The following is a 19,807-nucleotide window of genomic DNA, read 5'->3' as shown; positions in this document are numbered from 1 at the left end:
GCGTCGCCGCCTACCGCATCCCTTTTGCCCGCGGACCGGCAACGACCTTGCAGCGATGGCCCGCTACCACATCGAGACGTACGGGTGCACCTCGAACCGCGGCGAGAGCCGCGAGATCGAGCGGCGCCTCCGCGACGCCGGCCACCACGAGGTCGAGGGGCCGGCGGACGCGGACGTCGCAATCCTCAACACCTGTACCGTCGTCGAGAAAACGGAGCGCAACATGCTCCGGCGGGCCGAAGAACTCGCCGACGAGACGGCGGACCTCATCGTCACCGGCTGTATGGCCCTCGCGCAGGGCGGGGAGTTCGCGGACGCAGACGTGGACGCCCAGGTCCTGCACTGGGACGACGTGCCAGAGGCGGTGACGAACGGCGAGTGTCCGACGACGACGCCGGACGCCGAGCCGATTCTGGACGGCGTGGTGGGCATTCTGCCCATCGCGCGGGGCTGCATGAGCAACTGCTCGTACTGCATCACGAAGCAGGCGACCGGACGCGTGGACTCGCCGCCGGTCGAGGCGAACGTCGAGAAGGCTCGGGCGCTCGTCCACGCCGGCGCGAAAGAGATCCGCATCACCGGGCAGGACACGGGCGTCTACGGCTGGGACAACGGTGAACGGAAGCTCCCGGAGCTGCTGGAGCGCATCGCCACCGACATCGAGGGCGACTTCCGGGTCCGCGTGGGGATGGCCAACCCCGGCGGCGTCCACGGCATCCGCGAGGAGCTCGCTGCCGTGTTCGCCGAGCACGACGAGATTTACAACTTCCTGCACGCGCCCGTGCAGTCCGGCAGCGACGACGTCCTCGAGGACATGCGCCGCCAGCACGAGGTCAGCCAGTACCTCGACATCGTGGAGACGTTCGACGACTACCTCGACGAGTGGACGCTGTCGACCGACTTCATCGTCGGCTTCCCGACCGAGGACGACGAGGACCACGAGCAGTCGATGGACCTCCTCCGGGAGACCCGGCCGGAGAAGATCAACGTCACGCGGTTCTCGAAGCGCCCCGGTACGGACGCCGCCGACATGAAGGGGCTGGGCGGCCAGACGAAGAAGGACCGCTCGAAGGCGATGACGGACCTGAAGATGGACGTGGTCGCGGCGGCCTACGAGTCGATGGTCGGCACCCGGCGTGACGTGCTCGTCGTCGAGGAGGGAACCGGCGACTCGGTGAAGTGCTACGACGGGTCCTACCGGCAGGTCATCGTCCAGAACGCGACCGACCACGGTCTCGAACCCGGTGACTTCGCCACCGTCGAGGTCACCGGCCACCAGACCGTGTACGCGTTCGCGGAGCCCGTGGCGTCGCTGGCGGCCGAGGACGACGACCGCGCGAGCACGACCGCCGACTGACTGGCGCGGGGCGGCAGTCGACTACTCGGGCGCGTCCGCTGCTCGCTCTTCTTGTTTCCACTCGCCGAGCTCTTTCGGGTCGACGTGGACGAACACGTCGTCGACCTCCGGGATGGACTCGAGGTCGAGGATGAGCTCCGTCTCGATGTCGTGGGCCTCGTACAGCGTCATCTCGCCCTCGACCTCGACGTGGAGGCTGACGTCGATTTCGGGGCCGACGTAGTGCGCGACGACGTCGTGGGCGCCCTCGACATCCGGGTGGTCGAGTGCACGCGACAGAATCTCGTCCCGCAGGTCGTCGGGCGGCGCGGCGCCGACGAGGTAGTTGACGTTGTCCCGGACGATCTCGTAGCCGGTGTGGAGGATACCGGCGGCGACGACGAACGCCGCCAGCGGGTCCAGAATCGGGTAACCGGCGGCGGACCCGAGCACGCCGGCGAGCGCGGCGCCGGCGGTGAGGATGTCGTTGCGGTTGTCGAGGGCGGTCGCGCGCAGCGCCGGCGAGTGGTGGTCCTCGGCGACGTCGAGCACGTACCGGTAGAGAGCGTACTTCGCGATGGCCGTCCCGGCGAGGACGGCGACGCCCGTGATGCCGGCGCTCCGGCCGACGTCGCCCGCGATCACGGACGTCGTCGCCTGCCAGAGGACGGCGGCACCGGCGGCGAGCACGCCGAGCGCGACCACCAGCGAGACGAACGGCTCGATGCGCTCGTGGCCGTGCGGGTGCTCGAAGTCCGGCGGCTGCGTGGTGAGGTAGAGGCCGCCGAGGACGACCACGGAGTACGCCACGTCGGCGAGGCTGTTGACCGCCTCGGAGCCGACCGCGAGGCTGCCGGTCGCCCACCAGGCGGCGCCCTTCGCCGCGACCAGAGCGAGGTTCGCGGCGAGCACGAGCACGCCGACCCGGCGGACCGCCCGCTTGCGCTCCATCACGCCGAGCTATCTCGGCCGGGGGGTTCGTCCTTTCGGTTCCAGCCGTTCACCCCCAGTCCATGTCGACGTCGACGACCACGCCGTGGGCTTCGCTGCGGAGGTGCACCAGGACGTCCTCGACCTCGGGGCCGTTCTCACTGCCGACGGTGACGGTGCGCATCGTCTGGCTCTGCTCCTCGTGGAAGCTCTCGGCGTCCACGTCGGCCGCAACGACGAACAGGCCCTCGCCGGTGAGTACGCCGTCCCACTCGATGGGGTCCTCGGGCGTGCTCTCGACAGTCTCCTCGAAGGACGGTTCCTCGCCGCGGGGACCGGCGGTGACCGTGACCGGGTATGTCTCGTCCGTGTCGTTGCGGACGACGACGCCGTAGGAGTCCGTGCCGCTGTCCGGGCCGGTTTCGTCGGACTCCGGGCCGTAGCCGGGGACCGCCGAGCAGCCGGCGACGGTGGCAGCGAGGGCGGCGGTACTGGTGGTCAGAACACGTCGTCTGGTCGGCTGGAGGGGCATACGCCGGGTGTCGGTTCGGGTCGACAAAACCGTTACCGAGGCTCAAGGGACCGCTGTAGTCTCAGCGACGTCAGTCGAACACCAGTTCGACGGCGCCCGCCTCGCTGTCGACGGCGGCCGGGTGGGCGCCGAACGCCTCGTGCAGCCGGTCGTAGGTGTCGTCGAGCGCCTCGACGATGACTTTCGTGTCGCTGACGACGGCCATGAAGTTCGTGTCGCCGCTCCAGCGCGGCACGACGTGCGTGTGGAGGTGGTCGTCGATGCTGCCGCCGGCGGCGCCGCCGCCGAGGTTCAGGCCGGCGTTGAAGCCGTCCGGCCCCAGTGCGGCGTCGACCGCGTCGAAGGTCGCCTGCTTGAGGCGGGCGTGGTCGAGCAGGACGTCGTCGCCGAGGTCGGTGTAGTCGCCCGTGTGGACGTCCGGAATCACCATGCAGTGGCCGGGGTTGTACGGGTAGTTGTTCAGCATCACCGCGGCGTGCTCGGAGCGCGCGACGACGAGGTGCTCGCGGGCGTCCTCGCGGTCGGGGAACTCGCAGAACACGCAGTCGACGCCCTCGTTCTTGTCGTCGCGTTCCACCCACTCGATGCGCCACGGCGCGAACACCTGGTCCATGCCCGAGGCGTGGGCGGCCCCCGGCAGTAGCCTTTCGGTGCCGCTCCCACGCCCGCCCGGAGACGAACAGCGCCCGGTGCCACCCGAGTTTATTTGTACCGAGGCCGCGTGAACACAAGTGGTGGTTCCAGTGGCGAGCAAGACCCCACAGACGGACGGCCTGACGGAGCGCTGCGAGAACTGCAGCAGCCAGACGACCCACCGGGTGTCCGTCGAACTCCGGACTGAGAACGAGGGCGGGGAGAACGCCGCGTTCTCCCGCGAGCCCTACCGCGTCGCCACGTGCCGGGCCTGCGGCGAGGAGACGAGCCAGCGCATGAACGACGCGTGACCAGTCGGTCGGAACCCACCACCCTCATCTTTCCCGCCGGCCGCTCAATTCGTCACGACGTCGCAGCCGTCCTCGGTGACGACCAGCGTGTGCTCGTCCTGGCTGACGAGTTCGCCGTCGTCCTCTTTCAGCACGGGGTACGACCGCACGATGTCCGCGCGAACCAGGCGCTTCAGGCTCATCTCGGCGCGCGACCCCTCGAGCCAGCGCGCCGCGAACGGCAGCCCGTCGAAGCGCTCGAGGTCCTCGAGGAGCTGGCGGGCGCGCCGGTCGCGGACGTTCCCCGACCCGACGACCTCGTAGATCTCGGTGGCCGTGCCCTCGCCGACCTTCCCGGTGCCCGTGGTGGCGAACGGCTCGATAGCGAGCACGTCGCCGGCCTGCAGTTCCACGCCCGAGTCGAGCGCACGGTTCGGCACGTTCGGCCCGGTGTGGGCGTCGTAGACGTCCATCCCGTGGCCCGTGAGGTTCACGACGGGGTTGTAGCCGTACGCCTCGATGACGTCCTGGATCTCGGCGCCGATCTCGCCCGTGTGGACGCCCGGCTCGACGGCGTCGACGGCGGCGTCGAGCGCCTCCTCGGCGGCCTCGACGAGTTCGGGGTTGCCCGAGAGGTCGACGGTCGTCGCGGCGTCGGCGATGTGGCCGTCGACGTGCACGCCGACGTCCAGACACACCATGTCCTCGCCGAACTCGGTGTCGTCGTCGGCGCCCGGGGCGGCGTGGCTGGCCTCCTCGTCGATGCTGATGTTTACCGGGAACGCCGGCTCGCCGCCGAGTTCTCGGATACGGTCCTCGGCGTAGTCCGCGACCTCGAGGTGGGTCGCGCCGACCTCGACGCGCTCCGCCGCTTCCGCCATCACGGTGGTCAGAATCTCGCCGGCCTCGACGTACTTCTCGTAGGCCTCCGAACCGACCTCGACGCTGTCTGTCATGCCTCGGGTTTCGCCCGAACGCGGCAAAGAGGTTGCGGGTCGCGGCCAGCCAGCGGGCTACGCCGGGTCGCCAGCGAGCCGGTTCGCCCGCGTCACGACGTACAACAGAACGACGGCCGTCCCCACCGCCAGCACGAACTGGGTCGCGACCGAGAACAGGACGGCGAACACCGGCACGAGCCCGAGCGTCTCCACGACCAGCCACTGCAGAACCACGGGCACGAGTGCGACCGCGCCGACCACCGCGACGAGTCGCACGAGCGGCACGACTTCCCGCCACACCGCCCCCGAATCCAGTTCGTCGCCGTCGAAGAACAACCGAGATGTCATCAGTAACGACTCCACGAGCGCCCACAAAGAACCCACCGGGGACTCAAACGACGACGTGACTATCGGGCGGCCAGTCGATGGCCGGCCGTCGCGCCTGGCGCAGCGCCGAGATGTTCGCTGCGCTCGCTTCCGTGCGGCTCGCGGGTCGCTCGTGTTCACGGCTCCCTTCGGTCGCCGTTCACTCTCCGCGTGGCCTCGCTCCGGTCGACCACGCGCTCGCCGCTCGAAGTTTCGAGGTTCTTCGCTGCGCTCAGAACCGCGCGGCTCACGCGTCGCTTCGCTCCGCGTTCGCAATACCGAGAGTCCTCACTCCGTTCGGACTCTCGCTGTCTGCATCGCTTCGGAGTTGAACGCCTCCCCGGACTCTCCGTCGCTGTCCAGCACGATGACGCCGGCCGACGACCCCGTCAGTTCGCCGAACTCCTCGATAGCGCGGTCGGCGGCGGCCTGCGCGCCGAGACCGTTCTCGAGGTGGCGGACCGCGCGCCGCGTGAGCGTGGTCTTCGCGATGTCCTCGCCGGCGCCCGTCGCCGACGCGGCGCCCGCCGGCGCGGCGTAGAAGCCGGAGCCTACCTGCGGGACGTCGCCGACCCGTCCGGCGAGCGCGAGCCAGCGGCCGCCCGTGGACGTCGCGGTCGCGAACTGGTCGCCGTCGAACGCGACGGCGCCGACGGTGTCGTGGTCCTTCCTGGTGCCGGCAGCGTCCCCGTCCTCGCTCTCCGCCCCGTCTCGCTGCTGACCGCCGGGGTCGGTCTGGCCGAACTTGTCCCGGATCCAGTCGAGGTGGTCGGTCGGGGAGCCCTCGGGGTGGTCGTCGAGGTCGGCCCAGCGCTCGCGGGTGTCGTCGCTCCAGAGGTCGCACTCGACGTCGACGCCGACGTCGGCGGCGAAGTCGACGGCGTGGACGCCGGCCATCTGGACGTGTGGCGTCTCCTCCATGACGGCGCGCGCGACCGAGACGGCGGCCTCGACGCCCGGCATCGACGCTGCCGCACCTACCTCCCGCCCGCTGGTCATCACGCCGGCGTCGGTCCGAATCACGCCGTCGGACTGGACCGCGCCGCCGGTCCCGGCGTTGAACCGGGTGTCGGCTTCCAGCACGCGAATCGCGGCCTCGACGGCGTCGACGGGGTCGTCCTCGGTGGCGCCCGCGTCGGCCGCCTCGTCGAGGGTCGCCTGCCGCGGTTCTGGCTCGTCGGGGCTGGTGCCGGCGCCGCCGTGTACGATGACTCGCATGCCTGCACGTGGCGCGCCCGGGGGCTTAGTGCGTGTGGATTCGGCCCCCGGGGACAGTGGTAGTCACTGTATACCAAAGCGCGTTCCCGGTCCGGTGGGACCCATGAAGCTCGCAGTCGTCGGGTTCGGGAACGCGGGCGGGAAAATCGCGGACCGCATCGTCGAGTACGAGACGAAGACGGAGCGGTCGCTGTGCCAGTTCACCGCCGTCGTGAACTCCGCGCGCATCGACCTCCAGAAGCTCTCGTACGTCCCACAGCGCCACCAGGTGCTGGTCGGGCAGACGGACGAACGCTCGAAGGGACACGGGGCCGGCGCCGACCCCGACCTCGGAGCGGAGCTGACACGCCAGGACCTCTCGGAGGTCCAGCGCATCCTCGACAACGTCCCGTTACACGACGTGGACGCGTTCCTCGTCATCGCTGGACTCGGGGGCGGCACGGGCTCCGGCGGCGGACCTGTGTTCGCCGAGGCGCTCGGGGAGCGATACGGCGAACCGGTGTACGGCCTCGGCGTACTACCGTCCAGTGACGAGGGCGGGCGGGCGTCGCTGAACGCCGCGCGCTCTATCCGGTCGTTCGTCGACGCGACCGACGCCACCATCGCGTTCGACAACGACGCCTGGCGGGAGGGCACGCAGTCCATCGAGTCCGGCTACGAGCAGACGAACCTCGAGATCGCCAAGCGCGTCGTCGCGCTGCTGGCGCCCGGCGAGTACGACGGCTCCCCGGTCTCGGAGAACGCGATGGACTCAAGCGACGTGAAGCGAACGCTGTCCGTCGGTGGCGTCGCCACGGTCGCGTACGCCGAAGCCAGCCTCGAATCCGAGACCCAGCGACAGCGCGGCCTGCTCGGGCGACTCCGGAACGACGAGGACCCCGGCCGAGAACGCGAGGGCGCTGCAACGAAGGTCCACGGCCTCGTTCGCCGAGCGGCCCGCAGCCGGCTGACCTGCCCGGCGGACATCGCGTCCGCGGAACGCGCGGTCGTCGTCGTCTCGGGGCCACCGTCCGAACTCTCTCAAAAAGGGCTCGTCCGGGCGCGAAAGTGGCTCGAATCCCAGATCGACAGCGTAGAAGTGCTGGCGGGCGACGACCCGCGGCCGGCGGCCGACCGCCTGCGGGCGACCGTCCTGCTGGCGAACGCCACGGACGTCCCCCGCATCGACGCCCTGCAGACGCAGGCCGTCGACGCCCGCGAGAACATCGAAGCGCAGGCCGCCGAGCGCGAGACCGCCATCTCGGAGCTCGTCACCGACCCCGACGACGAGCTCGACCCGATATGAGCCGCCCGGGGGCAAACGAGCCGTGACGCGAGCACGAGGCCAGGGGCGCCGCCAGCGGACGCCGTCACTGCGGTCGCGCGTCCGGACCGACCTGTCTGTCCTCCACGACGGCTGGCTAACGCTTGGATTCCCCGGACGGCGCGACCACCACCCGGCGCTCGGCGAGTGGTCGCCGTCGACGACGGTCGGTCAGGCGGCGTTCTGGCTGTGGGCGGCGCTCGGCGTCCCGGTGGTCGCCGCCGTCTACCCACTCGCGCTCGTCGGGTTCGCCGTGCGGTTCTACACCCGGCGGCTGTTCCGGACGGCGGTGTCACTGGGCTGGCTGGGCGTCGCGGTCGGCACCACGGTCGCGTGGAGCGTGTTCACGGCCGGCGTCTGGCTGCTCGACGTGCCATCCGAGGGCGTCCGTGCGGTCGCGGCCGGGGGCGGCGTCGCCGTGGCGTCGGCAGTGCTCTCGACGACCATCGCGCGGCGCGGCGGCCGGCTTTCGACCGTGGTGTTCGCGTACCCCCTCGGCGTCACGGCGCTGCTCCTGCCCCCCGTGGTCGCGGCGTTCTACTGGCCGCCGCTGGCCGACAGCGTGTTCCCGAACAGTTACGCGCTCGCTATCTGGCTGCTGGACAACCCCCTCTCGGTCGCCGGCGTCGCGTCGTTTCTCCGCGAGAACTTCCGGCTCGCGGGACTCGGCTACGTCGGCATGTGGACGGGGCTGGCGACGGTCGTCGGCTGGCTGCTCGGGCTGTTCGTGACGCTCGCGGACCTCGTGCGACCCGCGGAGCCGGTCGACGACGAGTGACGCATCGCCGGAAACCGGACGCGGCAAGCTTTGACGCGGCCGGCGCAAACAGCAGTCCTTTTAGGCGCCTCGCGTGAGGTGCAAACGACATGAGCTACGACAAAATCGAGGTCCCCGACGAGGGGGAGCAGATCACGTACGACGAGGACGAAGACGTTCTGGAGGTCCCCGACCACCCGATCATCCCCGTCCTGCACGGCGACGGCATCGGGAAGGACGTCGGGCCGGCCGCCCAGAAGGTACTGAACGCCGCCGCCGAAGCCACGGGCCACGACATCGCGTGGATGGACGTCTACGCTGGCGAGGACGCCCGCGAGACGTACGACGAGAACCTCCCGCAGGAGACCGTCGAGGCGATCCGCGAGCACCGCGTCGCCATCAAGGGCCCGCTCACGACGCCCGTCGGCGCCGGCTTCCGCAGCCTCAACGTCGCGCTCCGCAAGAAGCTCGACCTCTACGCGAACGTCCGGCCGACCTACTACCTCGACGGCGTCCCGTCCCCCGTCAAGGACCCGGAGGAGATGGACATGGTGAACTTCCGGGAGAACACCGAGGACGTCTACGCCGGCATCGAGTGGGAGGCCGGCACGGACGAGGTCGAGGAGGTCCGTGACTTCGTCGAGGACGACATGGGCTTCGACGCGACCATCCACGACGGCGCCGTCGGCATCGGCGTCAAGCCGATCACCGAGTTCGGCACGAAGCGCCTCGTCCGCCGCGCCATCGAGTACGCCATCGAGAACGACCGCGACTCGGTCACGCTCGTCCACAAGGGCAACATCATGAAGTTCACCGAGGGCGCGTTCCGCGACTGGGGCTACGAGGTCGCCGAGGAGGACTTCCCCGAGGAGACCATCGACGAGGACACCCTCTGGGAAGAGTACGACGGCGAGGCTCCCGACGACGTGGTCGTCGTCAAGGACCGCATCGCCGACAACATGCTCCAGCAGCTGCTCACCCGCACGGAGAACTACGACGTGCTCGCGATGCCGAACCTCAACGGCGACTACCTCAGCGACTCCGCGGGCGCCCAGATCGGCGGCCTCGGCATCGCGCCGGGCGCGAACTTCGGTGACGGCCGCGTGCTCGCCGAGCCCGTCCACGGCTCCGCACCGAAGCACGCCGGCAAGGACAAGGCGAACCCGACCGCGATGATCCTCTCCGGCAAGCTCATGCTGGAGTACATCGGCTGGGACGACGCCGCCGACCTCGTCCACGAGGCCGTCGAGTCCCAGATCAGCGAGCACCGCGTCACGTACGACCTCGAGCGGCAGGTCGAGGGCGGCGTCAAGCTCTCCACCTCCGAGTACGCCGAGGAAGTCGTCGAACGTATCGAGGACCTCGCGTAACTCGCTTCTCGGACCCTCGGCTCGCGCCGAGGACATCGAAGAACTCGCCTGAGCCGAGTTCTTCGGGCAGTCGGCTTCCGCCGACGACATCGAGGACCTCGCGTAACTCGCTCCCCGGACCCTCAATCGCGCCGACACCATCTAGAACCCGGTTTTTTTGCCGTGCTGCCGTCCCACAGCGAGCCGACCGACCGCGAGGGACGTTTATCCGGGAGTGCGTCGTAGGTCACGTATGATATCGACGGTGCTCGTGCCGATGGAGGACTCGGAGATGAGCGAGCGCGCGCTCGAGCACGCGCTGGAGGCGTACCCGGACGCCGAGATCACGGTGCTGCACGTCGTCGGGGAGCCGTCCCCGATGATGGGGCAGGCGATGAGCCTCGTGCTCGAGGACGGCCTCGAGCACGCGGCCGAGGCCCACGCCGAGGACGTCTTCGAACGGGCGAGAGAGATTGCGGCCGAGCACGACGCCGAGGTGTCGACGCGGTTCGCGCTCGGGTCGCCGGCGAAAGCCATCGTGAACACGGCCAAAGACTTCGACGTGGTCGTCGTCGGGAGCCACGGCGGGACACTGGCCGAGCGCCTCGTCGTCGGCAACGTCGCCGAGAAGGTGTTCCGGCGGTCGCCGGTGCCGGTCACCGTCGTGCGCTGACCGAGCCGTCAGCCGGTCTCGATGCGGCCGAGCACGTCACCGCGCCGGAACTCGCCGTTCTCGGGGACGGTGCGCTCGGCGAGTGTCCCGCTCTCGGGGGCGGGGACGTCGACGCTGACTTTCTCGATCTGGATCTCGCAGAGCGTGTCGCCAGCGTCGACGGCGCCGCCCTCCCGGACGAACCAGTTGGCGACGACTGCCTCGTCGACGTCGTCGGCGTCCGCCGGCCAGACCGACTCGGAGTCGACGTCGGTGCTCATTCGACCGATTCGACGGCGGCGACGATGTCCTCGACTTGCGGGTTCACTTCCGTCTCCAGCGGCCGCGAGTACGGAATCGGGACGTCGGGAATCGCGACGCGCTCGACGGCCTCGAGGGCGTCCGGGCTGCGTTCGGCGACCCGGGCGACGACTTCGCCGGTGACGCCGAACGACTGGTAGTCCTCGTCGACGACGACGAGTCGCCCGGTCTTCTCGACCGAATCGAGGACGGTCTCGGTGTCGAACGGGACGAGGCTCCGGAGGTCGATCACTTCGACGTCGACGCCGTCGTCGGCGAGCTGGTCGGCGGCGTCGAGCGCGCGGTGGACGTGCAGACCGAGCGTGGCGACGGTGACGTCGCCGCCCTCGCGTTTCACGTCGGCCTCGCCGATGGGGACCGTGTAGTCGTCCTCCGGAACGGGCGTCTTCGGCCCTTCGGGGGCGGGCATCCAGCCGATGCCCATCAGGCGCTTGTGGAACATGTAGACGACCGGGTCGTCGCTCCGGACGGCGGCGTGCATCAGGCCCTTCGCGTCGTAGGCCGTCGACGGCACGACGACCTGCATCCCCGGGAGGTGCGAGAACAGGCCGTACAGCGTCTGGGAATGCTGGGCGGCGTCGTTGTACTCGCCGCCGACGGCCGTCGTCAGCACCATCGGGACGTTGACCGCGCTCCCGCTCATGTACGTGTTCTTCGCCATCTGGTTGTACACCTGGTCGAGGCAGACGCCGACGAAGTCCGCGAACATGATCTCCGCGATTGGCCGCATCCCGGCCTGTGCGGCGCCGACTGCGGCGCCGACGTACGCCGTCTCGCTGATGGGGACGTCCATCACGCGGTCGCGGTCGAACTCCTCCAGCAGGCCCTCCGTAGAGTCGAAGATGCCGCCGTAGTCCTGGACGTCCTCGCCCATGTAGAACACCTCGTCGTCGGCCCGCATCTCCGAGGCGATGGCGTCGACCATCGCGCGACTCATCGTGAGTTCGCGGTCCACGCCGCCCGTCCCGGGGTCAGAGGCCGGTTTCGACATCAGTCGTCACCCCCGCTGGCGGCGGCCGGGTCGTCCACGAACACGTCCTCGTGGGCGTCCGCGGGGTCCGGTTCCGGCTGGGCTTTCGCCCACTCGATGGCGTCCTCGACGCGGTCTTCGGCGAGTTCGCGGAGCTCCTGGAGTTCGGCGTCGTCGACGCCGCGGTCCCGGAGGTCGTCGGCGAGGCGTTCGATGGCGTCGAGGCGCTGGGCGCGCTCGCTGTCCTCGTCGGGCCGGTAGCCCTCGGCGTCGCCCATGAAGTGCCCCATCCGGCGGTGGACCTGCACGTCCAGCAGCGTCGGGCCGTTGCCGTTCCGGGCGCGCCCCACGGCGTCCCGGGCGGCCTCGTAGACGGCAATCGCGTCGTCGTGGTCGACGCGGACGCCCGGCATGTCGAAGCCGTCGGCGCGCTCGGCGATGGTGTCGACGTCGGTGATGCGGTCCTGGGGCATGCTGATGGCCCAGTCGTTGTCCTCGACCACGAACACCACCGGGAGCTCCCGGACGGCGGCAAGGTTCAGGGATTCGAGGAACGCGCCCTGGTCGACCGCGCCCTCGCCCAGGTAGGCGACGGCGACGCTGTCCTCGTTGCGCTTGTCGGCGGCCATCGCGGCGCCGACTGCGGGCGGGCAGCCCTGCGCGATGATGCCCGAGCAGGCGAAGTTCACGTCGGGGTCGAAGAGGTGCATGTGCCCGCCCTTGCCCTTGCAGAGACCCGTCTCGCGGCCGAAGATTTCGGCAGTCATCCTGTCGAGGTCGACGCCCTTCGCGATGGCGACGTGGTGCGGACGGTGGGGCGCGGTCACCGTGTCTTCGTCGTCGAGGTGCGCGCAGACGCCGACTGCGGCGGCCTCGTGGCCGGCTGCGAGGTGGAGTTCACCCGGGATGGGACCGGCGGAGATGTCGAAGGCTGGCTGTTTGCCCTCGAGGTACTCCTCCTGGAGACGCTGTTCGTAGCGCCGGGCTGTCACCATCTGCTCGTACATCTCTCGGAGTGTGTTGACTCCCACCATACGACGAACTGCGTCGGCCGCGACGATAAAGGTTAGCTAGCGGATAGGAGCGCTACTCTAGCCAGTCGGGGTTCGCGCGCGGCGGCGAGAACACGTCGATGCCGCGGACGGGCTCGCTGCCCTCGTTGACGGCGGCGTGTGGCTCGCCGCCGGGGATGGTGTAAGAGTCACCGGGGCCGACAACGAGCTCCTCGCCGCCCACGTGGAACGTGAGTTCGCCCTGGTAGACGAATCCGGCCTGCTCGTGGTGGTGGTCGTGTTCGGGCACCACCGCAGCCGGCTCGATTTCGAAGTGCTGGACGCTCGTCTCCTCGCCGACGGCAAGCTGTCCGAGGTGGACGCCGTCGACGGCTTCGACGGTCTCCGTGTCGGTCAGGCGCTCGATGTCCATGTTGGGGTCGACGGCGCGGACCGGCAAAAATCCGACCCCGGCGCGGGAACTGCCCGCCACCCACGAGTTTATACCGGACCGCGCCGGACTCCCGGGTGGATGACGTACGCCGTCGTCGGCTGCTCGGAGTGCAACGCGCTGTGGGTCGTCGAGGGGCGGCCGGAGACCACCGGCTGTCCGCGCTGCGAGAAGCGCCACCAGTTCGGCACGCTCAAGCAGTTCGTCACCACCGACGACGAGGACCACGCCCGCGAGGTCCGGGCGTCGATTCTCGCGAACAAGGCCGGGCAGGGCGACGCCTTCGCCGAAGTAGAGGACTTCGCCACCCTCGACGACTACGTCGAGGACGCGGGGATGAGCGACGACGAGTACCTCGCAGAGTCGGGCGTCGACACAGACGAGGTGGCGGCGGCCGCCGAGCGCGCCGAGTCTTCGGGGCGCAGTCTCTCGAAGCGCGACGCCGTCAGGACGGCGCTCCGGGAGCTGGACGCCCCGACGAAGCGCGAGGTGAAGGCGTTCGCAGCCGAGCACGGCGCGAGCGGCGAGTACGTCGAGGACGCACTGGCGAAGTTCCAGCGGGCGGGCGAGGTCGTCGAGGACGGCGGCGGCTACCGGCTGCTATAGCGGCCCGCCGGCGAGGCCGCGAGCGAGCGTGAGCGCCAGCACGAGCACCGTCAGCAGGAGCTTCAGCAGGCGGAGCGCGCGCTCCGCACGAGCGGCGGGAGGGTCGGCGTCGTCGGCGACGTCTCCGCGAGCACGCATAAATCGAACGACGCAATGCAGGAAAATAATCCTGTGTCTGCCGCCCGGTGAAAGTGAAACTGGTCAGGCGGCGACGGCCATCGTGACGAGGCCGACGCAGCACAGCCAGCAGAGGAGGTCCAGCGGGTTCGGAATCGGCAGCACGCGCCCCGGGTCGTACTGGCCGGGGTCGCCGGCGTCGAATCCGAGACGGGTCGCGCTGGCCGCCGTGTCGAGGCGGGTGTCGGTCACGCCGACGACTAGCGGGACGACGACCAGCGGCACGCCGAACAGCACCATCCCGCAGGAGCAACGGGAACGACGTCGCGACGGCCGTTGCGACGGCGAGGACGGCACACGCCACGCCGGCAGAACCCCAGTACTGGACCGCCGCCCGGAGGCCGACTTCGGTGACAGCCTTATTTTTCACTGAGCACGTGGTAAAATTTTGTTTCGTCTGCAGCCCGTATCAGCGCCCGAGTTCCGCGTGCGCCGACGACAGGTGGCGGGAAGCGAGCGCGGCGAGCAGACTGAGTTCGCCGGCGAGCGAGCCCGCAGCGATGATTTCGGCGAGCGCGTCCGCGTTCGCGCCGGCGGGGTCACCGCTACCGCGCACGCCGAGGACGTCCAGCGCCTCGCGCTGGGTCGGGAGCTTCGTCCCGCCGCCCACGGTGCCGACTTCGAGGCTCGCGAGGTTCACCGACGCGTACAGCGCGTCCTCGCGCGCCTCGACGGTCGTGATGGCGTTCGAGCCCTCGACGACCTGCGCGGCGTCCTGCCCGGTCGCGAGGAAGACGGCGGCGACGACGTTCGCGGCGTGGGCGTTGAAACCGAGGCTCCCGGCCTTCGCGGAGCCGACGAGGTTCTTCCGCGTGTTCGCCTCCTCGATCGCTTCGGGCGTCGTGTCGAAGCGCTCCTCGACGACGTCGCGGGGGATGGTCACGTCGGCCGTGACCGTCCGTCCGCGACCCTCGACGGCGTTGATGGCGGCCGGCTTCTTGTCCGTGCAGAGGTTCCCGGAGAGCGCGACGAGTTCGGCGGGCGTCTCGCGCTCGACGACCTCGCTTGCGGCCTCGGTCGCGATGGTCGCCATGTTCATTCCCATCGCGTCTTTCGTGTCGTACCGGAACCGCAGATAGACGCTGTCACCGACGACGTACGGCGTCACGTCCGTGAGCTCGCCGTGGCTCGTCGTCCCCTCGGCGGCCGCCTTCAGCACGTCGTGGTTCTCTTTCGCCCACTCTGCGACCTCCGCGCCCTCGGTCACGTCCTCGACGCGGAAGACGGGAGCGCGCGTCATCCCGGTTTTCGTGACGCGGGCGTTCGCGCCGCCGGCCGCCGTGATGGCCGAGCAGCCTCGGTTCACGGACGCGACGAGCGCGCCCTCGGTGGTCGCCATCGGGAGGTAGAACTCGTCGTCGGCGGCGCCACCGTTGACGGCGACGGGACCCGCGACCCCCAGCGGGAGCTGTGCGCCGCCCGCGAGGTTCTCGACGGCGGTCTCGGAAGCCTGCTCGGCGTCGAAGGAGAACGAGCCGAGGGCGTCCGTGTCGGCGCCGGTCTCGCGCTCGAGGAGGTCGCGGCGCGCGGCCGCCGCGGTCTCGGCGTCGGCGTGGTCCTCGAGTTCGTACAGCCGGAGGTCGCCGGCCTGCACTCGGTCCGCGAGGTCGCTGGCGTCGTCTGTCATGCCCGGGAGTCGGCGGCCCGCCGCCCTGAAGGTTGCCCTTCAGCGCCGGACGAGGTCGGCGAAGTCCTCGAACGCCGACCGCAGCCGGTCGCTGGGCGCGCGCGTCACGAGGTTCACGAAGGCCTCGGACCGGTCGTAGACCTGCTGGAGGTCTCGTACGCGTTCGAGGTCGCGGGCGGCGCGCTCGTCCTCGCCGGCGTCGACGGCGGCTTCGAGGGCGGTCTCGGCGTCGTCGAGCGCGCGGGCCATCGTGTCGATCTCGCGGCGCATCTCGCGGTCGAGGAACTGCTTGACGATGTGCCAGAAGTCCCGTTCGGGCTCGAAGAACGCGCGTTTGCCCTCGCCCTCGATGGACCGCCGGTGGACCATGTGGAACCGCTCGAGTTCCTTCATCGCGGTACTGACTGTGGACTTCGCGAACCCGGTCTCCTCGGCGAGCTCGTCGAGAGACAGCGGTTCGCGCGCGAAGTACAGGACGCCGTAGAGGCGACCGTAGCTCCTGTTCAGGCCGTATATCTCGGCCGACCGCTCGAAGGCGTCGACGACGCGCTCCCGGGCGTCCTCGACCTGGTCGCTGGTCATGCCCGAACCTTCGCATCCCCAACCTATAAATCAGTCCATTCGGAATATTCGGTATATGCCGAATATACCGAATCAGTCGGGCGAGGACGGGCGTGAAGTCGTCCTCGCCGCCGACGGCGTCGAGAAGACGTACAGCTCGTGGCTCCCCTGGGAGCCGGACGTCGAAGTGCTGACCGGCGCGAGCCTCGAACTCCGCGCCGGCGAGGTCGTCGGCATCGTCGGCGAGAACGGCTCCGGGAAGTCGACGCTGATGCAGTGTCTGGTCGGGGCCATCGAGCCGGACGCCGGCACTGTCTCGCGGCCAGACGGCGTCGGCTGGTGTCCGCAGGACGACCGGCTCTACGACCGGCTCACGGTCGACGAGACGTTCCGGCTGTTCGGCGAAGCGCACGGGATGACGGACGACGCCATCCGGGACGCCGCCGACCGGCTCACCGACCGCCTCGACTTCGAGCGGTTCCGGGACCGGCGAGTCGACCGGCTCTCGGGCGGCAACCGCCGGAAGCTCACGCTCGCCGTCTCGCTGATGCACGACCCCGGCGTCCTCCTGCTGGACGAGCCGTACACCGGCTTCGACTGGGAGACCTACCTCTCGTTCTGGGAGCTCGCAGCGGACCTCGCGGCCGACGGGACGGCCATCGCGGTCATCTCGCACCTCGTGAGCGAACGCGACCGGTTCGACCGCATCCTCGAACTCCGAGACGGCCGACTGGCGCGCAGCGGAACGCAGTCGGGGGCGTCCGGTGACCACGAGCAACTGGAGGCGAGCGCCGATGGGTGAGGTGGCTACCGGTACGAGCGCACACAGCAGGAGCGTCCTCCGCCAGCCGACGACGCTCGCGATGCTCGTCGCGCTGCCACCGTTCGTGACGTACGTCTACGGCGCTGCGATGGGCGCGTTCCCGGACGTCGGCTTCGTCGACGGGTCGGCGTCGACGTACGGCCGCATCGGCGGCGCGCTGTTCGCGACCGCGTTCCTCACGGGACTGGTCGGCCTGTTCGGCACCGTGAGCGCGGCGACGGCCGACCGCTACCTCGCGTTCTCGGGGTTCAGTTCGGGCGTGCTGTTCGGGACGCGCGTGCTCGTCACGACGGGCGTCGCGCTGGTCGCCGCAGCGGTCTCGCTGTTGTCGCTGCTCGCGTTCGGGACGGACGTCGCGGCCGTCGCGCCCGCCTACCTCGTCCTCGTGCTGGCGGGGACGCTGTACGGGCTGCTCGGCGTGGTCGTCGGCGCGCTCGTGCCACGCGACCTCGAGGGGTCGCTCGTGCTGGTGTTCCTCGCGGACGCGGACTCCTTTCTCTCCGGTGACGTGCTGTCGGTGGACACTGACCTCGTGACGCTGCTGCCGCTGCACTACCCGCACGCGATGTTCGAGTCGGCGGTGCTGGACGGAACGGTGGGCACCGGGAACGTCGCGCCGGCACTGGCGTACCTCGCGGTGCTGGCAGTTGCGGCGGGCGTCGCGTACGCGGCGGCGACTGGCCGGGGGTGGTCGCTGTGAGCCGGACGCGAACCGCGCTCGCCGCGACCGTCAAGCAGTTCGCGCGCACGCCAGTGCTGCTGGCGCTGCTGGTGGTGCTGCCGGCGTACTTCGTCGGCGTCCTGGGAGCGGTTCTCCCCGAGACCACCGTCCGCGTGGAGACTGCGACCGTGACCACACGGGCGACGATGGTCGAGGGGGTGTTGCCGATGCTGGCCGTGCTCGCGGCCGTGGTAGTCGCTGGCGTCGGCGGGCTGTTCCTCACCGTGAACACGCTGGACGCCGACGGCTGGCTGTCGCTGTCCGGGCTGCCGGCGCGGTCGCTGTTCGCGGCTCGCGCGGGCGTCCTGCTGGCGGTGGCCGCGGTCGGGTCGGTGGCCGCGACGGCCGTCCTGCTCGTGCACGCGTCCCCCGAGCGCGTGGGTGTGTTCCTGGTTGCGACGGTGCTGCTGGCGGCGACCTACGGGCTCGTCGGTGCCGTCGCTGGGGTGTTCCTGAACCGCCTCGGTGGCGTGTACGCGATGCTGTTCGCGCCGACGGTCGACCTGTTCCTGTTCCACTCGCCGCTGGCGACGGACGCCCCGGCGTGGGCCGACCTGCTGCCGGGGCGGTGGGCCGGAACCGCGGCGATGGAGGCCGCCATCGGCGGCGACCCGAACTGGAGCGCGCTCGGCGTCGGCGCGGCCTGGCTCGCAGTCGCGGCGGGGTTCGCCGGCGTCGCGGTTCGACACGCCGTTCGAGAATAGTGAGTTATATTACTCGGTGGTCGCTAGGGCGGGTGTGACAGTCACTGCGATGCTCTCGGTCGCGCCGGTGGACAGCCCCGGCGTCGACTTCGACGCCGAGATAGCCAGCGCCATCGACGCGCTCGAGGACTTCGACGTCCGCTACCAGACCAACCCGATGGAGACCACCATCGAGGCCGACGGTATAGACGAGCTGCTGGCGGCCGTCAAGGCCGCTCACGAGGCCGTCGACGCCCCGCGCGTGGGGACGACGGTGAAAATCGACCACTACCGCGAGGACGACCTCGCCGTCGAGGAGAAAGTCGACCGCGTGGAGGACCACCTCGGTCGGGAGGCAGCGAGCGACCGATGACGTCCTCCCGACGCAAGTTCGTCACGACCATCGGCAGCGCCGCCGCGCTCGGGCTCGCCGGCTGTGTCGAGACGACGGACACGAGCGAGGACACGACCACGACCGCGACCGAGACCACCACCGAAGCGGGTACGACGACGACGACGGGCGGCACGACCGCCAGCGAGAGCGGCGAACCGCCGCAGCTCCGGATGGGGACCAGCGAGGCGTACGTCGGCGCGGTGTCGACGAGCGCCGGCGGCTGGGTCGAGGAGGCCTTCGAGTCCGAACACAAGGTGGAGTTCGACTGGGTCGTCCGCGACAACGAGCTCAACGACTTCATCCGCCGGAAACAGCAGGGCGTCGACCTCGGTGCTGACGGCTACGTCGGCGTCACGCCGACCGCACTCGTGCGCGCCGACCGCGAACTCGACGAGTCCCTGTTCGCGGGCTTCGACACCGGCGGCGTCGACAACACCGGCGACGTGGTCGATGCGTACTGGTTCGACCCGCAGCGCCGCGTCCTGCCGACCGGCGCCTCCTACGTCTGCATCGTCTACGACGAGAACGAGGTCCCCGAGCCGGAGACCCTCGAGGACCTCACGACCGAGGAGTTCAGCGACGGCTTGCTGCTCCCGAACCCCCAGAACACCGTCACCGGGCTGAGCTTCCTGCTGTGGACCGTCCACGAGTTCGGCGAGGACGGCTACCTCGACTACTGGAACCGCCTCGTCGACAACGGCCTCCAGACGACCGGGTCGTGGAACGCCGCGTACAGCGCGTACTCCGGCGAGGAGGCGCCGATGGTGATGTCGTACAGCACCGACCAGGTGTACGCCAGTCAGGCCGAGGACACCGACATGAGCCGCCACCAGATCGGGTTCCCGAACGACCAGGGGTACGCGTACGTCTCCGGCACCGCGAAGTTCGACGGCACCGAGCGCGGCGGCCTCGTCGACGACTTCGCGTCGTTCATGCTGGCGGCCGACACGCAGCGCAACGTCGCCGAGAAGAACGTCGGCATCCCGACCGTCTCGGACGCCAGCCTCCCCGAGGACCTCCAGCAGTACGTCCACGTCCCCGACGAGAAGCTCCAGTACGGCTACGACACCCTCCGCGAGAACGCCGACGACTGGCGCGAGGCCGTCGCCCAGCGAATCGCCAGTCAGTAGCCCTGCGCCCGACGCTGGTGTCGTCCGGTCCCCCTTCGGCCCTCCAC

At 70.0% G+C, this 19,807-nt stretch carries 26 protein-coding genes; 12 read left to right on the top strand and 14 right to left on the bottom strand.

Annotated elements, in window-relative coordinates; translation table 11 throughout:
• Positions 1 to 55 precede the first annotated feature (55 nt).
• The gene (locus tag LT971_RS03710; protein WP_237005504.1) at positions 56 to 1,357 is read left to right on the top strand and encodes a tRNA (N(6)-L-threonylcarbamoyladenosine(37)-C(2))-methylthiotransferase; all 1,302 of its coding nucleotides are present in this window, start codon (positions 56 to 58) and stop codon (positions 1,355 to 1,357) included.
• A 21-nt stretch (positions 1,358 to 1,378) separates the two neighbouring features.
• Here LT971_RS03710 and LT971_RS03705 read toward each other — a convergent pair whose 3' ends face one another.
• The 3 genes from LT971_RS03705 to LT971_RS03695 form a co-directional block, all read right to left on the bottom strand.
• Positions 1,379 to 2,287 carry a cation diffusion facilitator family transporter gene (locus LT971_RS03705; RefSeq protein ID WP_237005503.1) on the bottom strand — a complete coding sequence of 303 codons (909 nt, stop codon included), beginning with the start codon at positions 2,285 to 2,287 and terminating at the stop codon, positions 1,379 to 1,381.
• Positions 2,288 to 2,336: 49 nt separating this feature from the next.
• Positions 2,337 to 2,798 carry a hypothetical protein gene (locus tag LT971_RS03700; RefSeq protein ID WP_237005502.1) on the bottom strand — a complete coding sequence of 154 codons (462 nt, stop codon included), beginning with the start codon at positions 2,796 to 2,798 and terminating at the stop codon, positions 2,337 to 2,339.
• Between the two features lie 70 nt (positions 2,799 to 2,868).
• Complete coding sequence (locus LT971_RS03695; RefSeq protein ID WP_237005501.1) at positions 2,869 to 3,411, bottom strand: HIT family protein; 543 nt, start codon at positions 3,409 to 3,411, stop codon at positions 2,869 to 2,871.
• Positions 3,412 to 3,541: 130 nt separating this feature from the next.
• Here LT971_RS03695 and LT971_RS03690 point away from each other — a divergent pair, with 130 nt between their 5' ends.
• Positions 3,542 to 3,742, top strand: a complete 201-nt coding sequence (locus LT971_RS03690; RefSeq protein ID WP_237005500.1) for a DUF7835 family putative zinc beta-ribbon protein — start codon at positions 3,542 to 3,544, stop codon at positions 3,740 to 3,742.
• Positions 3,743 to 3,786: 44 nt separating this feature from the next.
• Here the strand turns inward: LT971_RS03690 and map are convergent, their stop codons facing one another.
• From map to LT971_RS03675, 3 genes are all read right to left on the bottom strand, one after another.
• On the bottom strand, positions 3,787 to 4,677 hold the full coding sequence (gene map / locus LT971_RS03685) for a type II methionyl aminopeptidase (protein ID WP_237005499.1): 891 nt from the start codon (positions 4,675 to 4,677) through the stop codon (positions 3,787 to 3,789).
• 57 nt (positions 4,678 to 4,734) lie between these two features.
• A complete protein-coding gene (locus LT971_RS03680; RefSeq protein WP_237005498.1) occupies positions 4,735 to 5,007 on the bottom strand; it encodes a hypothetical protein in 273 nt (90 codons plus the stop codon).
• 306 nt (positions 5,008 to 5,313) lie between these two features.
• Positions 5,314 to 6,243 carry an isoaspartyl peptidase/L-asparaginase gene (locus tag LT971_RS03675; RefSeq protein ID WP_237005497.1) on the bottom strand — a complete coding sequence of 310 codons (930 nt, stop codon included), beginning with the start codon at positions 6,241 to 6,243 and terminating at the stop codon, positions 5,314 to 5,316.
• Positions 6,244 to 6,346: 103 nt separating this feature from the next.
• Here LT971_RS03675 and LT971_RS03670 point away from each other — a divergent pair, with 103 nt between their 5' ends.
• From LT971_RS03670 to LT971_RS03655, 4 genes are all read left to right on the top strand, one after another.
• Positions 6,347 to 7,528 carry a tubulin/FtsZ family protein gene (locus tag LT971_RS03670; protein ID WP_237005496.1) on the top strand — a complete coding sequence of 394 codons (1,182 nt, stop codon included), beginning with the start codon at positions 6,347 to 6,349 and terminating at the stop codon, positions 7,526 to 7,528.
• A 22-nt stretch (positions 7,529 to 7,550) separates the two neighbouring features.
• On the top strand, positions 7,551 to 8,324 hold the full coding sequence (locus LT971_RS03665; protein ID WP_237005495.1) for a hypothetical protein: 774 nt from the start codon (positions 7,551 to 7,553) through the stop codon (positions 8,322 to 8,324).
• Positions 8,325 to 8,413: 89 nt separating this feature from the next.
• A complete protein-coding gene (gene icd, locus LT971_RS03660; RefSeq protein ID WP_237005494.1) occupies positions 8,414 to 9,673 on the top strand; it encodes an isocitrate dehydrogenase (NADP(+)) in 1,260 nt (419 codons plus the stop codon).
• Positions 9,674 to 9,905: 232 nt separating this feature from the next.
• The gene (locus tag LT971_RS03655; RefSeq protein ID WP_237005493.1) at positions 9,906 to 10,325 is read left to right on the top strand and encodes a universal stress protein; all 420 of its coding nucleotides are present in this window, start codon (positions 9,906 to 9,908) and stop codon (positions 10,323 to 10,325) included.
• Positions 10,326 to 10,333: 8 nt separating this feature from the next.
• Here the strand turns inward: LT971_RS03655 and LT971_RS03650 are convergent, their stop codons facing one another.
• The 4 genes from LT971_RS03650 to LT971_RS03635 form a co-directional block, all read right to left on the bottom strand.
• Positions 10,334 to 10,585, bottom strand: coding sequence for a lipoyl domain-containing protein (locus tag LT971_RS03650; protein WP_237005492.1), 252 nt, complete (start codon positions 10,583 to 10,585; stop codon positions 10,334 to 10,336).
• Entirely contained in the window at positions 10,582 to 11,616 is a 1,035-nt protein-coding gene (locus LT971_RS03645) for an alpha-ketoacid dehydrogenase subunit beta (RefSeq protein WP_237005491.1), read from the bottom strand. Before LT971_RS03645 ends, LT971_RS03650 begins: the two co-directional genes overlap by 4 nt.
• Complete coding sequence (locus LT971_RS03640; protein ID WP_425293268.1) at positions 11,616 to 12,602, bottom strand: thiamine pyrophosphate-dependent dehydrogenase E1 component subunit alpha; 987 nt, start codon at positions 12,600 to 12,602, stop codon at positions 11,616 to 11,618. Before LT971_RS03640 ends, LT971_RS03645 begins: the two co-directional genes overlap by 1 nt.
• A 79-nt stretch (positions 12,603 to 12,681) precedes the next feature.
• A complete protein-coding gene (locus LT971_RS03635; protein WP_237005489.1) occupies positions 12,682 to 13,020 on the bottom strand; it encodes a cupin domain-containing protein in 339 nt (112 codons plus the stop codon).
• A gap of 99 nt (positions 13,021 to 13,119) precedes the next feature.
• On the opposite strand from LT971_RS03635, the gene LT971_RS03630 reads away from it, so the two are divergent.
• A complete protein-coding gene (locus LT971_RS03630) occupies positions 13,120 to 13,644 on the top strand; it encodes a DUF5817 domain-containing protein (RefSeq protein ID WP_237005488.1) in 525 nt (174 codons plus the stop codon).
• Here LT971_RS03630 and LT971_RS03625 read toward each other — a convergent pair.
• The 4 genes from LT971_RS03625 to LT971_RS03610 form a co-directional block, all read right to left on the bottom strand.
• Complete coding sequence (locus LT971_RS03625) at positions 13,639 to 13,782, bottom strand: hypothetical protein (protein ID WP_237005487.1); 144 nt, start codon at positions 13,780 to 13,782, stop codon at positions 13,639 to 13,641. The genes LT971_RS03630 and LT971_RS03625 overlap by 6 nt on opposite strands.
• A gap of 63 nt (positions 13,783 to 13,845) precedes the next feature.
• Entirely contained in the window at positions 13,846 to 14,061 is a 216-nt protein-coding gene (locus LT971_RS03620; RefSeq protein WP_237005486.1) for a hypothetical protein, read from the bottom strand.
• 169 nt (positions 14,062 to 14,230) lie between these two features.
• Positions 14,231 to 15,448 carry a hydroxymethylglutaryl-CoA reductase (NADPH) gene (hmgA, locus tag LT971_RS03615; protein ID WP_237005485.1) on the bottom strand — a complete coding sequence of 406 codons (1,218 nt, stop codon included), beginning with the start codon at positions 15,446 to 15,448 and terminating at the stop codon, positions 14,231 to 14,233.
• Between the two features lie 39 nt (positions 15,449 to 15,487).
• Complete coding sequence (locus tag LT971_RS03610) at positions 15,488 to 16,030, bottom strand: GbsR/MarR family transcriptional regulator (RefSeq protein WP_237005484.1); 543 nt, start codon at positions 16,028 to 16,030, stop codon at positions 15,488 to 15,490.
• Here LT971_RS03610 and LT971_RS03605 point away from each other — a divergent pair.
• The 5 genes from LT971_RS03605 to LT971_RS03585 are packed head-to-tail and all read left to right on the top strand — an operon-like array spanning position 16,029 to position 19,760.
• A complete protein-coding gene (locus LT971_RS03605) occupies positions 16,029 to 16,811 on the top strand; it encodes an ABC transporter ATP-binding protein (RefSeq protein WP_425293262.1) in 783 nt (260 codons plus the stop codon). The two genes, LT971_RS03610 and LT971_RS03605, sit on opposite strands and share 2 nt — an antisense overlap.
• Entirely contained in the window at positions 16,804 to 17,532 is a 729-nt protein-coding gene (locus tag LT971_RS03600) for a hypothetical protein (RefSeq protein WP_237005482.1), read from the top strand. Before LT971_RS03605 ends, LT971_RS03600 begins: the two co-directional genes overlap by 8 nt.
• Positions 17,529 to 18,257, top strand: coding sequence for a hypothetical protein (locus tag LT971_RS03595; protein ID WP_237005481.1), 729 nt, complete (start codon positions 17,529 to 17,531; stop codon positions 18,255 to 18,257). The genes LT971_RS03600 and LT971_RS03595 overlap by 4 nt, the downstream gene beginning before the upstream one ends.
• Positions 18,258 to 18,291: 34 nt before the next feature.
• The gene (locus LT971_RS03590; protein WP_237005480.1) at positions 18,292 to 18,609 is read left to right on the top strand and encodes a thiamine-binding protein; all 318 of its coding nucleotides are present in this window, start codon (positions 18,292 to 18,294) and stop codon (positions 18,607 to 18,609) included.
• A complete protein-coding gene (locus LT971_RS03585; protein ID WP_237005479.1) occupies positions 18,606 to 19,760 on the top strand; it encodes a thiamine ABC transporter substrate-binding protein in 1,155 nt (384 codons plus the stop codon). Before LT971_RS03590 ends, LT971_RS03585 begins: the two co-directional genes overlap by 4 nt.
• The last annotated feature ends 47 nt before the right edge of the window (positions 19,761 to 19,807 follow it).

The organism is Halobacterium rubrum (genome assembly GCF_021729015.1).
Lineage (GTDB): Archaea > Halobacteriota > Halobacteria > Halobacteriales > Halobacteriaceae > Halobacterium > Halobacterium rubrum.
Note: the sequence above shows the minus strand (reverse complement) of the source record. Positions and strands in the feature narration are given on the sequence as shown.